This window comes from Acidaminobacter hydrogenoformans DSM 2784 (assembly GCF_900103005.1).
Lineage (GTDB): Bacteria > Bacillota > Clostridia > Peptostreptococcales > Acidaminobacteraceae > Acidaminobacter > Acidaminobacter hydrogenoformans.
Genome location: NZ_FMWL01000023.1, coordinates 26,980 through 40,294, shown reverse-complemented (window position 1 = coordinate 40,294; position 13,315 = coordinate 26,980). Strand labels below are relative to the sequence as shown.

Genomic DNA, 13,315 nt, shown 5'->3' with positions numbered 1-13,315 from the left:
CGTTGACAATCGATTACTAAAATACCCTCTAAACATTAAAGGAGCAGGGATTCAAAGAATCCCCACCCCAACTATTGACTTAGAGCCTAAAAAAGAAAATCCAGGCGCGCTCCTCGTCATTCCTTATGACAATCCCACTGGACAATTTTACACTTATGATATGCTCAAAGACCTTGCAAAGCTTTGCGTTAAATACAATATGTGGATGATCAGCGACGAAGCTTACCGTGAGCTTTATTATGAAACAGACAAGCCGCTTGTCAGTGTCTGGGGTCTTAGCGACGCGGATGTTCCGGGCATTGAAGGCAGAAGAATCAGCATTGAAACTGCTTCAAAAGTATGGAATGCCTGCGGCCTCAGAATTGGCGCTGTCATCACAGACAACGCGGAGTTCCACGACCGTTCCGTCGCGGAATATACAGCAAACCTCTGTGCCAACGTCATAGGCCAATACATTTTTGGTGCCCTCGCTTACGAGACTAAGGAAGAGCTTGCTGCTTGGACAAATGAACTTAGAGAATACTATAAAGAGCAGATCGTCAAAGTATACAACGGCCTGAAAGAGCTTGAGCCAAAGCTCATTGTCTCCAGCCCGGATGCCTCCATTTACTCCATTATTGACGTCCGCAACGTTGTCAAGCCAGGCTTTGACTGCCTCGACTTTGTCCTGTACTGCGCTCAAGAAGGCGCCGTTGACATTGATGGCGTTCAGACCACACTTCTCGTCGCGCCTATGAAGGGCTTCTACGAGACAAAAGAAGGCGTTGAGAACCCAGGCAAGACACAGTTCCGCATCTCCTTCGTCGAGACGCCTGAAAAAATGGCAAAGATCCCTGAGCTCTTCGTCAAGCTGCTTCAGCAGTATGAAGCGAACAGATAGAGCTTTAAGCTAAAGCCTTAGCTGAACAAATAATAAAACCAAGGCTTCTCAAATAAAGAAGAGGCCTTGGTTTTTTGTTGCTAAAAAGGTCAGTCGTGCCCTTGTGCTGGAAAAACAGGGACTCACCACAGTGAGGAATTTGCCAACAGCAGCTTCCATGATGGACACACGAATATGATTTACAGCGAGCGCACGAGGGTATAACTCTAATGAGAATGATTATCAAATCAAAAGCGCAAACTTACCTTAATAGAAAGCAAATAGAAAGCAGGTGATCCCTTGAACGGCGTCAATACCCCAAAACAAGAAAAGCGTAAGCGAAGAGATCAAAAAAACCCTCAGGATGCCCTACAAGCAGCCCCTCAAGTTTCCCAGTTTGACGACTCAACCAAGCCCGTCCTCACAGTTAAAGTTACCGTGGACCGCCCAGCAGATGCAGTCTGGCACTGTTTCACTTCCCCTGAGCACATCCTGCACTGGAATTTCGCCTCCGAGGACTGGCACTGTCCAGCCGCTTCAAGCACCCTGGAGCCCGGCGGAGCCTTCAGCTACCGAATGGCAGCCAAAGACGGAAGCGCCGCCTTTGACTTTGAAGGCACCTTCGACGTTGTAGCCCCTAATCACCAGCTCGCTTATACCATTGGCGACCGCCGGGTCGTTGTTGACTTTGTCGACCGTGGCACTTTTACAGAGGTGATTGAGGTCTTCGAAGCGGAAAGCCAAAATTCCCTTGAGCTCCAGCAGCAAGGCTGGCAAGCCATTCTCGACAATTTCAAGAAGCATGCGGAGTCCTGTCCGCTCGACGCCTGAGCCCTTACCTTAAAACCAAATGCTTTTGCCGATGGTCCCATTCACCACAAACCCACCATTCCCCAAAAGCGCAGCAGCGCGAACGCCTGAGCATCCTCTCGCGTTCGCGCTTTTTCTATGCTTCCAGATTCTCTTGAAGGACCGTCTGCAGACACTTGATAAACTCATTGATGATTTTGTTCCCTGCGCTGGACTTCAAATAGGTCGCGACAATATGCCGGCGGGAGCTTTCACAGTCCAGCTTGACATAGCTCACATTGTCATATTTGGTGATAAAAGACGGCAGTATTGAAACACCGTAATTATTGCTGATCAAGGAATTGATGGTGTCATAGTTTTCTGTTTCAAAGACGACTTTAGGCTGAAAGCCATAGCTTTCAAAAATAGATTCTGAGAGCTTTCGCATTTTAAAGCCATGTTTGAGCAGGATGAAGGGCTCGTCTTGGAAATAGGATAAGTCAAAGCAGCCATTTGTGGTTGCTTGACGATAGAGGTGGTCCTGATCTTCGTTGGAGCTGCAGTAGGCGAGTTGAAAAGTCTCTTCATAGATGGTGGTATAGTCAAGCTTTGGTGAGCTTAAAGGCAACGGGACAATGGCCAAATCAAGGTCTGCATCCAACAAATATTGCTCTGTTAAGCTTGAAACGCCTTCGGTGATCTTTATATTGATGTTGGGATACTTTTTATTGAAGTATGGAATGATATGTGGAAAAAAATACTTTATGTAAAACTGGGAAGAACCTATTCTCAGTGTACTCTCATTGGTTAGTGACAAGGCATTCATCTCTTGGATCAAATTGTTCGTGATTTCTATGACTTTATTGCCTTCATTTAAGAAAAGCTCTCCGGCAGCGGTTAAAATGACGGAAGTTTTGTCGCGTTTAAAAAGCTCAATGCCAAGCTCATTTTCGAGTTTGATGACAGCTTTGCTTAAAGCGGGCTGACTGACAAAGAGCGTTTTGGATGCCTTTGAAAAACTGCCGTGCTTTGCGATTTCAGAAACGTATTTAAAATCTTCCAGGCGCATGTGCATCATCCTTTCACAGCGGAGGATCAATGTTTATAACTTTAAGTTATAGGTGTATTATATCCTGATATTTTACACATTTCAATTGCAAGGTTATACTACAAGCAACGTCAAACGCAAGCCACACTCAGATAGGAACTATGAGGAGACCCCACCATGAAAACGACTGCCTACATAGGCTGCAGAACAACCAAAGAACGTAACGCCAGAGGCCTGGGACTCAAGGTTTACGATGTAAACAGTGCAACCGGCAATTGGACAGAAAAGCAGCTTCTGTCAGAATTCGAAAACCCCTCCTATCTTTGCTTTGACCAAAATGAAGACTACCTTTACTGTGTTCATGGTGATATGACCTCGGTCAGTGCCTTTAAAATTTCAAATGAATCAGGCGAATTGAGTTTGATCAATACCATTGATACAGTTGGAAAAAACCCCGTCTTCCTTACGGTGGACAAATCCAATCAGTTTCTCTATGTGGCCTGTCTTCAGGGAGGCGCAGTTTATACGCTGAGACGCCGGGATGACGGCGGCCTTAGTGAACCCATACATACCGCTAAGCTTCCAGGACGCTTTGAAGGCGGCGTATCCCATGCCCATCAATGCCTGTGGGATCAAGAGATGGCTTACTTGTTCGTACCGGCACAGGGACGCGGCATAGGCTACTCGGAAATCAATGTCTTTGAAGCTCAGCCGGACGGAGCGCTGGAGCACAGGTACAGCCATAGGACTCGGGAGCTGGACGAGGCCCGTCACGTCGCGGTTCATCCCAACAACCGTTACGTTTACGGGATCAACGAAAAGGACAACTCTGTTGTTTACTACAGCTTTGACAGCGCCACCGGCCGACTTGAACCCAGACAAATACTCTCCACACTGCCCGAATGGTACGTGGGAGAGGGTCAAGCCAGTGCGGTTCTGATCCATTCCAGCGGCAAATACCTGATTACAACAAATCGCATTCACGATAGCCTCACCGTGTTTGCAGTGGACGCAAACACGGGTTATCTCAAATGTTTGAGCAATACCTCCTGCATGGGAAAAACTCCACGTTTCGCGACCTTCAACCCGGAGGGAAACCAGCTCATTGTTGCCAATGAGGATAGTGATACACTGCAGTTTTTTCAAATAAACTCTAATTCAGGGGAACTGACTTTCACGGGTCAGACGGTCCGCACGGAAAGTCCAGTGTGCGTTATTTTCAGGCGCTTTGGATCCAAATAAGAAGTTTCAAGCCTGCTGCATAAGACGATTTGCACCTTAGTCTGTCTAAGCATAGCACTGCCAGGAAAGAACACTGTTGGACAAATGTTGTCACAACGAATGAAACGAGGCTGGAGGAGAAGAAGTGATGCAGGAAGTTCAAAACGCTATGGAAAAATTTGCAAAGCTCGTTGAGACAGAATTCAAAAGAGTCGAAAAGATGGGTGAAAAAATGGAATTCACTGACTTCAAGGCCTTGGAAAAAATCATTATAGGCATTGTGCCAGGGGATGGCATTGGCCCCATAATCATTGAGCAAGCGGAGCGCGTGCTTAAGGTACTTCTTGGTGATGAAATCACCTCAGGACGTGTTGAGCTGAGAAAAATTGAAGGGCTGACCATTGAAAACCGTGCCGCGCTGCTTCAGTCTGTTCCAGAGGACGTACTTCAGGAAATCAAGAAGTGCCATGTCGTTTTAAAGGGGCCAACCATGACCCCAAGAGCCTCCGACCCTTGGCCAAACCTGCCAAGCGCCAACGCGACCCTGCGCAGGGAGCTTGATCTCTTTGCCAATGTCCGGCCGGTAACTATGCCTGAAAAGGGCATTGACTGGACTTTTTACAGGGAAAATATAGAAGGCGCCTACATATGGGGCAGCAAAGGCATTCAGGTTAATAAGGACATAGCAGTGGACTTCGTGGTCGAGACACGCCAAGGTTCTGAGCGCATCGCCAAGGCTGCCTTTGAATTTGCGAAGAACAACAACAAATCCAATGTTACCGTTGTAACCAAGGCCAATATTGTCAAGCTCTCTGACGGCAACTTTATCCATGCCTGCAAGCGTGTCGCGGAAGACTATCCAGGCATACAGATGGTGGAAAAGCTCGTGGATGTTACCGCTGCCAAGCTCGCCGACCCTGAATTCAATAAAGGGCTTCAGGTCTTCGTCCTGCCGAATCTCTACGGTGACATCATCACAGATATTGCTGCGGAACTTCAAGGGGGGCTGGGCACTGCCGGAGCGGCCAATATTGGCACCAAGTACGCGGTCTTTGAAGCCATTCATGGCACTGCGCCTTTTCTTATTGAAAATAACAGGGGTGACTACGCTGACCCAAGCAGTGTGCTGAGGGCGGCTGCCATGTTGCTGTCCCATGTGGGGTATTTGGAACAATCGGCAAAGCTTGTTAGAGCTCTTGATATTTGCGGGTTCGAAGAGAAAAAAATTGTCATCACCAGCTTCCGGGAAGACGCCTCCACTGCTCAGTACGCTGACTATGTCCTGGAAACGCTGGCAAAGCTCTAACAGGTGCGGCGCACTGCCTTTGCCACGAGCCTGATCTGAAAGTCCTCCATAACAGTTCCCCTTAGAGATTAAGCTTTTGGCCGATGGTTCCATAAGCTTAATCTCTCCTTATTCGCAGGGCTTTCACGACTTATAACCTTGAGTTATAACCTTATGCGTCATAGTTATTGTACCTAAGATTTTATTAGCGTTATAATGAAGTGTGCCAAAGTTCAAATTTTCAGAAAATACTCTATGAGGTGATCCTATGGGAATGACCATAACTGAAAAAATATTATCACGGGCGCTGGTCGAGGGTGAGCTCGTCCGGGGTACCCGTATTGGCATCAAAGCAGATCAAACGCTGACGCACGATCTAAATGGCGTCATGTCCTATTTGGTGTTGGAGGCCATTGGGCTAAAACAAAAAAAGGTTGCCACAGCCGTCCAGTACATAGACCACAACATGCTGCAGTCGGACTTCAAAAATGCGGATGATCACAGCTTTATCCTGGACATGACATCAAAGCTTGGCATTATCACTGCGCGGAGTGGCAACGGCATTTGCCATCACCTGCACCTTGAGCATTTTTCCGCACCGGGTAAAGTACTGATAGGCGGGGATTCCCATACAGTCGCAGCGGGCGGTGTGGGCTCGTTTTCTGTTGGTGTCGGGGGCTTTGACAACGCCATGGCCATAGCGGGCGAGCCGTTCTACATGACTATGCCCAAAATTGTCAATGTCAGGCTGACGGGCAAACTTCAGCCTTTTGTTTCTGCAAAGAACATCATTCTTGAGCTTCTCAGACGTGTCAGCGTCAAAGGCGGCATTGGCAAGGTCTTTGAGTACAGCGGTGACGGCGTAAAGACGCTGAACGTTGCGGAGCGGTCCATTATCACCAACATGGGCGCGGAGACGGGGGCCACAACTTCAATATTTCCAAGTGATGAAAACACTCAGAAATGGCTGAAGGCCTTTGAGCGGGAAGCAGATTTCCTTTCGCTGGAAGCTGACCCGGATGCAGTCTATGACGAGGTGATCGAGATTGACCTCAGCACCCTTGAGCCTCTGATTGCGCTGCCTTCACAGCCGGACAAAGTTGTGAAAGTCAGTGAAGTCGCGGGCCTCAAAATCGATCAGGTCATGATTGGTTCCTGCACCAATACTTCAGTTCAGGACCTGCTCAGTGTCGCCAGTATTTTGGAAGGGGAGACCATTCACAGAGATGTGGTGCTTGGCGTCTATCCTTCTACCCGCACAGTGATCCGGGAGATCGTGAAGCGCGGGGCGTATGAAAAAATTGTCGCCACCGGCGCCCGGATTTTCGAGCCTGTTTGCGGCGGCTGCAATGGCTGCGGCTTCGCGCCTCCAAGCGGCGGCGTCTCTCTGAGGACGACGCCAAGGAATTTTAAAGGCAGATCTGGCACAAAGGATGATCAAGTCTACCTTGTTGCGCCAGAAACGGCCGCCGCTTCAGCCATCACTGGTGTTATTACGGATCCAAGGGCGCTTGGCAAAACTTACCCAGAGTTTGAAGTCCCTGAAAAATATATCAGTGACAAGAGTATTTTCATTATGCCGGAAAACAATCCGGAGCAAGTCGTCAGAAAAGGTCCAAACATTAAGCCTATCCCTGAGCTTTCAGATCTCCCTGAAAGTATGGAAGCTCCAGTCAGCATTAAGCTGGGGGATGACATCTCCACAGATTTCATTTGTCCCGCAGGGGCGCTTTACCTGCCCATCCGCTCCAATATACCGGAGATCTCCAAATATTCCTTCCAGGTTGTCGACCCGACCTTTGCCCAAAGGGCCATGGACGCCAAAACTTCAATCATAGTCGCGGGCCACAACTATGGTCAAGGCTCCAGCCGGGAGCAGGCGGCCATCATTCCGAGATACCTTGGCATCAGTGTCGTCATGGCCAAGGGCTTTGCGCGGCTCCACCTTGCCAACATGGTCAACTGGGGGATCCTGCCGCTGGTCTTCAAAAATGACAGTGATTATGAGGCTATCTCACAAGGCGACACCTTAAAGCTCGACCATTTTGACCTCAAGGAAGGCGAAGATGTCTTTGTACGCAACCTCACCAAAAATGAGACTTATGCGCTGAAGACACCACTCTTTCAAGCAGACCTTGACGCCATTCGTCAGGGCGGCGTAGTCAACATGCTGAAGAAGAAAAACGCGAAATAGGCTGCGGTGTTTTGAGTTGGCAGAGTGGTGAGTCCGGCAGTGATCCCAAGGGAGGATGCTATTTTAATGAAAGATGAAATTGAAGTTCTCGAACAGTCACTGATCACTCAGTACCGGCAATATTTTGAAACCAGTGAGACCTATTCAGAATTCAAGCTTTTTGGCACCACAGAAATTTCAGATGCCCTTAAAGGCAAAGGCGTCATGGACGCCGGCATCAAACCCCTCGACCTGAACACGAAAATTATTGGCCGCGCATTTACCGTCCAGCTCCCGCCCGGGGATGGTGTCCTGACGCTTGAAGCCATTGAAGCCGCAGAGCCAGGCGACATTCTGGTGATTCACTCAGGCGGTACCATGGACCTCGCAGTCTGGGGGGACGTAAAAACCATCAAGGCTATGTCAAAACGCATTGCCGGCGTGGTCGTAGACGGCGCGATCAGGGACAGGAAAAAGAATATGGCGCTGGGGTTCCCAGTTTTTTCGAGGGCCCAGGTCGTACAGGCCAGCGGCAAGGCCGGCGGCGGTGAGCTGAACGTCCCTGTTGTCTGCGGTGGTGTTCTGGTACGGCCTGGAGATCTCATCCTGGGGGATGCCGATGGTGTGGTGGTCATACCCCCTGAGCAGCTCCAAATTGCGGTGGAAGGCGCCTCGAAGAAGCTCAAGAACGACGAGGAAAAAATTTACAAAGTCTTGACCGGCGGACTTTTATAAAATATTATGATATATTAATGGAATGATAAAAACGACGCTTCACTTACGATTACGAAAAGGTGGTCAGTGAAATAATGTATGAACTCGAAATTTTAGCAGGCTTTATCCACGACCTCAAACTTGAGAACCTTGATAAAAAGGTCATAGATGCTGCAAAGCTCTGTGTCCTTGACACCTTTGGCGCTGCGGCCGGCGCCACCAGGGACCCCTTGATTCAGAAAATTGTAAGCACCTATCAGAGCCTTTACCCAGGTGGGGGTGACGCTGCCGTTTGGGGCTTTGAGAAAAAGATGCCTTTTCTTCAGGCGGCATTTCTAAATGGCATGATGGGTCACCGCCTGGAACTGGACGACGTCCATACGAGCTCCAAAACTCATATTGGTACAGTCGTTGTACCCGCTGCCTTTGCCCTCAGTCAGCATCTTGATCTTACAGGCGCCCAGTTCTTGGAGGCGGTCATCTGCGGCTACGAAGTCATGTCGCGGATTGGCATGGGCTTTGGCGTTTCCAGCCACAGAAACCGGGGCTGGCACGTGACGTCAACAGCAGGAACCTTTGGTGCGGCGGCAGCTGCTGCGAAGCTTCTGGGTCTGGACGCTGAAAAGACGGTGCACGCCCTTGGGATGGCAGGTACCCAATCTTTTGGCGTTTGGGCATTCCTTGAGGACAGTGCCAGCTCGAAGATCCTTCATCCTGGCAGGGCAGCAGTCAGCGGCATTGAAGCTGCGCTTCTGGCGAAATCTGGAATGACAGGACCGACTAAGATTTTATCAGCGTTTGATGGTGGTTTATTTAAAGCGATGTCAGATGAATACAGCTATACAGCGGTGACAGAGGGACTTGGAAAAGATTTTGAGATCCTCAAGGTGGACATAAAACCTTATCCATGCTGCAGAAGCACCCATTGTGCCATTGATGCTGCCCTTTATCTCAGCGGACATTATCCAATTGCATCAGATGAGATCAAGAAAATTGAAGTTGAGACCTATTTGGTTGGCTATAAGCAGTGTGGCCTTACGGAAGGCAGTTTGAAGCCCAAGACCCCAGTGGATGCGAAATTCTCTATTCCATATACTGTAGCTGCCGCGCTTTTAAAAGGGACAGTCAACATTGAATCTTTCCTCCCGGAGGCAATCCAGGATCCTGCTGTACAAAGTTTGCTCAGCAAGGTTGAAGTAAGACCGGAGGAAACCTTTACTTCCAGGTATCCAAAGCATTGGGGCTGCCGCGCCATAATCACTATGAACAGCGGAGACACCTATGAAACTGAAATAAAAGATGCCTTGGGCAGTGTGGACCAACCGCTTACCCCTGAAGACCTCAACAAGAAAGTCGAACCCCTTATAAAAGTGGCTTATGACGACCCTAAAATGATCATTCAGAGTTTTCTTGAGATAGAAGCGCTGAAGCTCAGTGACATGGCTTAACTGGACATTTTCAGATAGTTTATAATAAAATATTTCAACTTGATTTCTGCCTGATTCAAAATGGCATTTGCCTGAAAACCTATATAAAAAAGGTCTGAAACACACATTAAATGTCGTTCGACTGACAGATTGACAAAGAAGATATAAAATTCTTTTATGAGGTTCAATAAAATATTAATATTAGTACAAGAACTCACAAAGGGATATAATGAAGTCAGTCGATCAGACACAACACCCAAATTTGTTCCTGAAGTCTTATGCACATACAGGAAAAATTACGGGCGTGGCTGCCTTTTAATTTAAGGAACAAAGCCACAATCCGAAAAGGGGGCTGATCGTCAAAAGTAACATAGAGAAGGCAATTGCAGCGAAACGTACACTAAAAAGTAAAGGGGAACGGAAAATGAAGAAAAAATGGTTACTTATGACAGCACTGGTTATGATGCTTGTACTCGCGTTTGCTGGCTGCAGCAAGCCGGCTGAAGAGCCGGCAGCACCTGCGGAGCCTGCAGAAGGCGAAACACCTGCAGCAACTGAGGAATTCAAATTTGACAGACCTATTGAATTAATCATTACTTTCGGTCCTGGCAGCGGTACGGACACAACGATCAGAGCACTTCAGCCAGCTCTCGAAAAAGAGCTTGGCGTCCCAGTCAAAATCAACAACAAAGAGGGCGCTGGCGGCGTTGTAGGCGCAGAGTTCTACGCGAACCAACCACATGACGGTTATGTCTTCGCTATGTACACACCTTCTCACATCATTGCTGCTATCAACAAGACGGTCAATTTTGATATCTTCAACGAAACAATTCCTGTCGCAAGACTTGTTCATGACTCCAACGTCCTTCTTGCAGGAACGCAAGTACCTTACAGCACTGTTGGCGAAATGATTGAATACTGCAAAGCTAACCCTGACTATGTGCCATCTGTTGGTATGATGTCCATCCAAGGTATTGACGGCGTTGCTGCTGGTCAGCTCTTTGATGAAATTGGCATCAAAGCAAACTTTATTCCTTATGCAAGCGGCGCGGAAGCAAACGCTGCGATCATGGGCGGCCATACGGACATGGTTCTTACCAGCCCGTTTGACGGCAAAGCATTCGTCGATTCCGGCGACATGAAAGCGATCGTTCTCCTTGCTGAGCAAAGAGGCTCCACACTTCCTGAGACAGAGTGCACAGGCGAGCTCGGAATCAATGCTTACATTGGTCCTTGGAGAGGTATTGTCGCTCACAATGGTACACCTCAAGAAGCTATTGACGCTTTAGCGGCTGCTATTGAGAGAGCAGACGCAGACCCAGAGTGGAACGAGTGGAAGCAAAGCGTTGGTCTTACAGACCGCCCTGGCTTCGCTGGCCCAGAAGAGTTTGGTCAAGTTTGGACTGAATACTACACCATCATGGAAGATCTTCTTGCCAACTAATTCAACAACTTAAAATTAGTGGCTATAGAGAAAATAAAGTGAAACAAATATGACATTGTATGCAACCCTCACAAATGTGAGGGTTGTATACAACATAAGACATAAGATTTTCAGAACTGAATGATCATAGCGAAATTCATATTAAGAGCCATATTAAGATTAGATTCTAATAATGATGTTTTATAGCTTTCGCAAATGTCCTTTTCAGGTGTATGAGATCTCGTTTATTATTTATGGGAGTGATATCAGTGACTTTAGAGATCATCTTTAACGCAGTACTATCAATATTTTTTATCTATGCTTATTTCTACATTGGTGTCAATGCACCTGAAGAAGCCCCTAACCAAATAGATGGTATAGAGTGGCCACGCATGATTTTGATTTTGTTGATTGTCTTCATGCTGATCAATATGTACAGGCTGATCAAGGACAGTAAAAAAGAAAATAGCGCTTCTTTCAGGCTGAACGTCAAGGAGCTTGTCAAGAATAAATTGTTCCTCGGAAGCTCACTCATGGTGATCTATTCCATGGTACTCGAGTATACAGGTTTTATTGTTTCCTCTATCATTCTATTCGGCCTTTATTCCTACTTACTTGGTGAAAAGAGAATCAACCGACTGATTCCGGTCTCCATTTTATCTGTCGTTGTATTTTACATCATTTTCAGCTACGGTCTCGATATCATGCTCCCAAGAGGTGCTGGCATATTCCGAGAATTTGCGCTAATGTTAGAATCGATTTAAGGAGGTCAGCATAATGAGCATGGATATTTTAATGATGGGCGTTGAGGTCGTATTCAATCCTTTGACCTTTTTGCTGATCGTCTTTGGTACAACCCTGGGTGTCATCTTTGGCGCAATGCCGGGTGTCAGCTCCACAATGGCAGTCGTTCTCGCCATGACGTTTACATACACCATGGATCCTGTAACGTCCATTGCGTTTCTCGTTGCCGTCTACTGCGCGGCCATCACCGGTGGTGGTATTACTGCAATCCTGTTTAAGATTCCAGGTACGCCTTCCAGCGCTACGACGACTTTTGACGGTTACCCAATGCTGCAGCAGGGACTCGCGACGAAAGCCCTCAGCATCTCGCTGATCACATCCGCTATTGGCGGTATTGTCGCAGCCCTCGCAATGTTTCTCCTCAGTCCACAGCTTTCCAACGCGGCACTGAAATTTGGTTCTTCTGAAATGTTTGCGATTTCTTTCATGGGTCTGTCTATCTTGACGGCTCTGGATGAAGGCAACGTCATTAAAACGATTATTTCAGGCCTCATGGGTCTTTGGCTGGCAACTGTTGGTATGGACCCCATTATGGGTCTTGCGCGATTCACATGGGGCAACTCAACGCTGCTATCAGGCGTTGAAATGATTCCGGTCATGATTGGTATGTTCGCCGTGACCCAGGTACTCAAGGAAACCCTTAAGAGAACCAAAATTGAGGATGTCGCCGGAGGTCACAAAGACGGCGTCAAGGACGGCATTATCTCTATGGTTGAGCTGTGGAAGATGAAACTGACCATAGTGAGATCCGCAATTCTTGGCACAGCGGTTGGTATCCTGCCTGGCGCCGGCGCTACCATTGCGTCGTTCCTCAGCTACGCTGTCGAAGTTAAAACCTCAAAAAATCCTGAGACCTACGGCAAAGGCAACCCAAGAGGTGTCGCAGCTTCTGAGACAGCGAACAACGCCGCTACCGGCGGTTCCATGGTCCCGCTCCTTTCCCTTGGTATACCGGGCGGCAACGCAGCTGCGGTTATGATGTCCGCACTTATCATGAAGGGTGTCCAAATGGGGCCTATGCTCCTCAAGACTCAGCCTCAGTACCTTTCCAGCGTCTTCGTGTCCATGATGGTCACAAATGTCATCATGGTTGTTATTTCACTCGGAATCGCAAAAATCTTCAGTAAAATTCTTTCTATCCCATACAGCATCCTCGGTCCTATCATTATTCTCTTCTCCGTGGTGGGCAGCTACGCGCTCCAGAATAACACAGGCAGCGTTCTGCTGATGGTCGTCGCTGGCATCTTTGGCTACTTCTACTCCAAGTTTGGCTATAACACGGCTGCGCTGATCTTGGGCCTCGTCCTTGGCGGCATGGTTGAATCCAACTTCAGAAGAGCGGTCATGCTGACTGAAGGTGACATTTTGGCAGTTTTCGCTAAGCCAATTACCGCAACTATTTTAATTATCAGTGCCATCGCTTTGTTCTGGCCGCTCATTAAGACGATCCTGAACAAAATGAATCCAAAAACAGCTGCATAAGGTATAAATGTAACATTTATATAATCCCCTGACTAAACCCTTATCCTCAAAGATAAGGGTTTAGTCGAATCTATCTTTGGATAAGAAAGT

11 protein-coding genes are annotated in these 13,315 nt (G+C 47.8%); 10 read left to right on the top strand and 1 reads right to left on the bottom strand.

Translation table 11 applies throughout. From position 1 onward, the window contains the following. Both BLP63_RS14955 and BLP63_RS14950 read left to right on the top strand, forming a co-directional pair. The coding region (locus BLP63_RS14955) for an aminotransferase class I/II-fold pyridoxal phosphate-dependent enzyme (RefSeq protein WP_139159852.1) at positions 1–880 on the top strand (880 nt) is incomplete at its 5' end. Positions 881–1,159: 279 nt separating this feature from the next. Further along, positions 1,160–1,690 (top strand): SRPBCC domain-containing protein, encoded by a 531-nt coding sequence (locus BLP63_RS14950; protein ID WP_092592981.1) that lies wholly within the window; start codon positions 1,160–1,162, stop codon positions 1,688–1,690. 115 nt (positions 1,691–1,805) lie between these two features. Here the strand turns inward: BLP63_RS14950 and BLP63_RS14945 are convergent, their stop codons facing one another. Then, positions 1,806–2,717, bottom strand: coding sequence for a LysR family transcriptional regulator (locus BLP63_RS14945; RefSeq protein WP_170829490.1), 912 nt, complete (start codon positions 2,715–2,717; stop codon positions 1,806–1,808). Positions 2,718–2,873: 156 nt separating this feature from the next. Between BLP63_RS14945 and BLP63_RS14940 the strand changes: the two genes are divergently transcribed. The 8 genes from BLP63_RS14940 to BLP63_RS14905 all read left to right on the top strand — a co-directional run bounded on the left by BLP63_RS14940 (position 2,874) and on the right by BLP63_RS14905 (position 13,225). Beyond that, entirely contained in the window at positions 2,874–3,938 is a 1,065-nt protein-coding gene (locus tag BLP63_RS14940) for a lactonase family protein (protein ID WP_092592977.1), read from the top strand. 127 nt (positions 3,939–4,065) lie between these two features. After that, positions 4,066–5,223: an isocitrate/isopropylmalate family dehydrogenase gene (locus tag BLP63_RS14935; RefSeq protein WP_092592975.1), complete on the top strand. Its 1,158-nt coding sequence runs from the start codon at positions 4,066–4,068 to the stop codon at positions 5,221–5,223. 247 nt (positions 5,224–5,470) lie between these two features. Then, positions 5,471–7,396, top strand: coding sequence for an aconitate hydratase (locus tag BLP63_RS14930; protein WP_092592973.1), 1,926 nt, complete (start codon positions 5,471–5,473; stop codon positions 7,394–7,396). A 66-nt stretch (positions 7,397–7,462) separates the two neighbouring features. Then, positions 7,463–8,110, top strand: coding sequence for an RraA family protein (locus tag BLP63_RS14925; protein ID WP_092592971.1), 648 nt, complete (start codon positions 7,463–7,465; stop codon positions 8,108–8,110). A 74-nt stretch (positions 8,111–8,184) separates the two neighbouring features. After that, positions 8,185–9,537 carry an MmgE/PrpD family protein gene (locus BLP63_RS14920; protein ID WP_092592969.1) on the top strand — a complete coding sequence of 451 codons (1,353 nt, stop codon included), beginning with the start codon at positions 8,185–8,187 and terminating at the stop codon, positions 9,535–9,537. 403 nt (positions 9,538–9,940) lie between these two features. Continuing rightward, positions 9,941–10,960 (top strand): tripartite tricarboxylate transporter substrate binding protein, encoded by a 1,020-nt coding sequence (locus tag BLP63_RS14915; protein ID WP_092592967.1) that lies wholly within the window; start codon positions 9,941–9,943, stop codon positions 10,958–10,960. A gap of 248 nt (positions 10,961–11,208) precedes the next feature. Then, positions 11,209–11,703 (top strand): tripartite tricarboxylate transporter TctB family protein, encoded by a 495-nt coding sequence (locus tag BLP63_RS14910; RefSeq protein ID WP_170829489.1) that lies wholly within the window; start codon positions 11,209–11,211, stop codon positions 11,701–11,703. Positions 11,704–11,716: 13 nt separating this feature from the next. After that, a complete protein-coding gene (locus tag BLP63_RS14905; protein ID WP_242870935.1) occupies positions 11,717–13,225 on the top strand; it encodes a tripartite tricarboxylate transporter permease in 1,509 nt (502 codons plus the stop codon). The last annotated feature ends 90 nt before the right edge of the window (positions 13,226–13,315 follow it).

Excerpts from the sequence above, each read along its gene's own strand:
- BLP63_RS14930 (WP_092592973.1), top strand. The coding sequence starts at position 5,471 with ATGGGAATGACCATAACTGAAAAAATATTATCACGGGCGCTGGTCGAG.
- BLP63_RS14935 (WP_092592975.1), top strand. The coding sequence starts at position 4,066 with ATGCAGGAAGTTCAAAACGCTATGGAAAAATTTGCAAAGCTCGTTGAG.
- BLP63_RS14925 (WP_092592971.1), top strand. The coding sequence starts at position 7,463 with ATGAAAGATGAAATTGAAGTTCTCGAACAGTCACTGATCACTCAGTAC.
- BLP63_RS14945 (WP_170829490.1), bottom strand. The coding sequence starts at position 2,717 with ATGCGCCTGGAAGATTTTAAATACGTTTCTGAAATCGCAAAGCACGGC.
- BLP63_RS14905 (WP_242870935.1), top strand. The coding sequence starts at position 11,717 with ATGAGCATGGATATTTTAATGATGGGCGTTGAGGTCGTATTCAATCCT.
- BLP63_RS14920 (WP_092592969.1), top strand. The coding sequence starts at position 8,185 with ATGTATGAACTCGAAATTTTAGCAGGCTTTATCCACGACCTCAAACTT.
- BLP63_RS14915 (WP_092592967.1), top strand. The coding sequence starts at position 9,941 with ATGAAGAAAAAATGGTTACTTATGACAGCACTGGTTATGATGCTTGTA.
- BLP63_RS14940 (WP_092592977.1), top strand. The coding sequence starts at position 2,874 with ATGAAAACGACTGCCTACATAGGCTGCAGAACAACCAAAGAACGTAAC.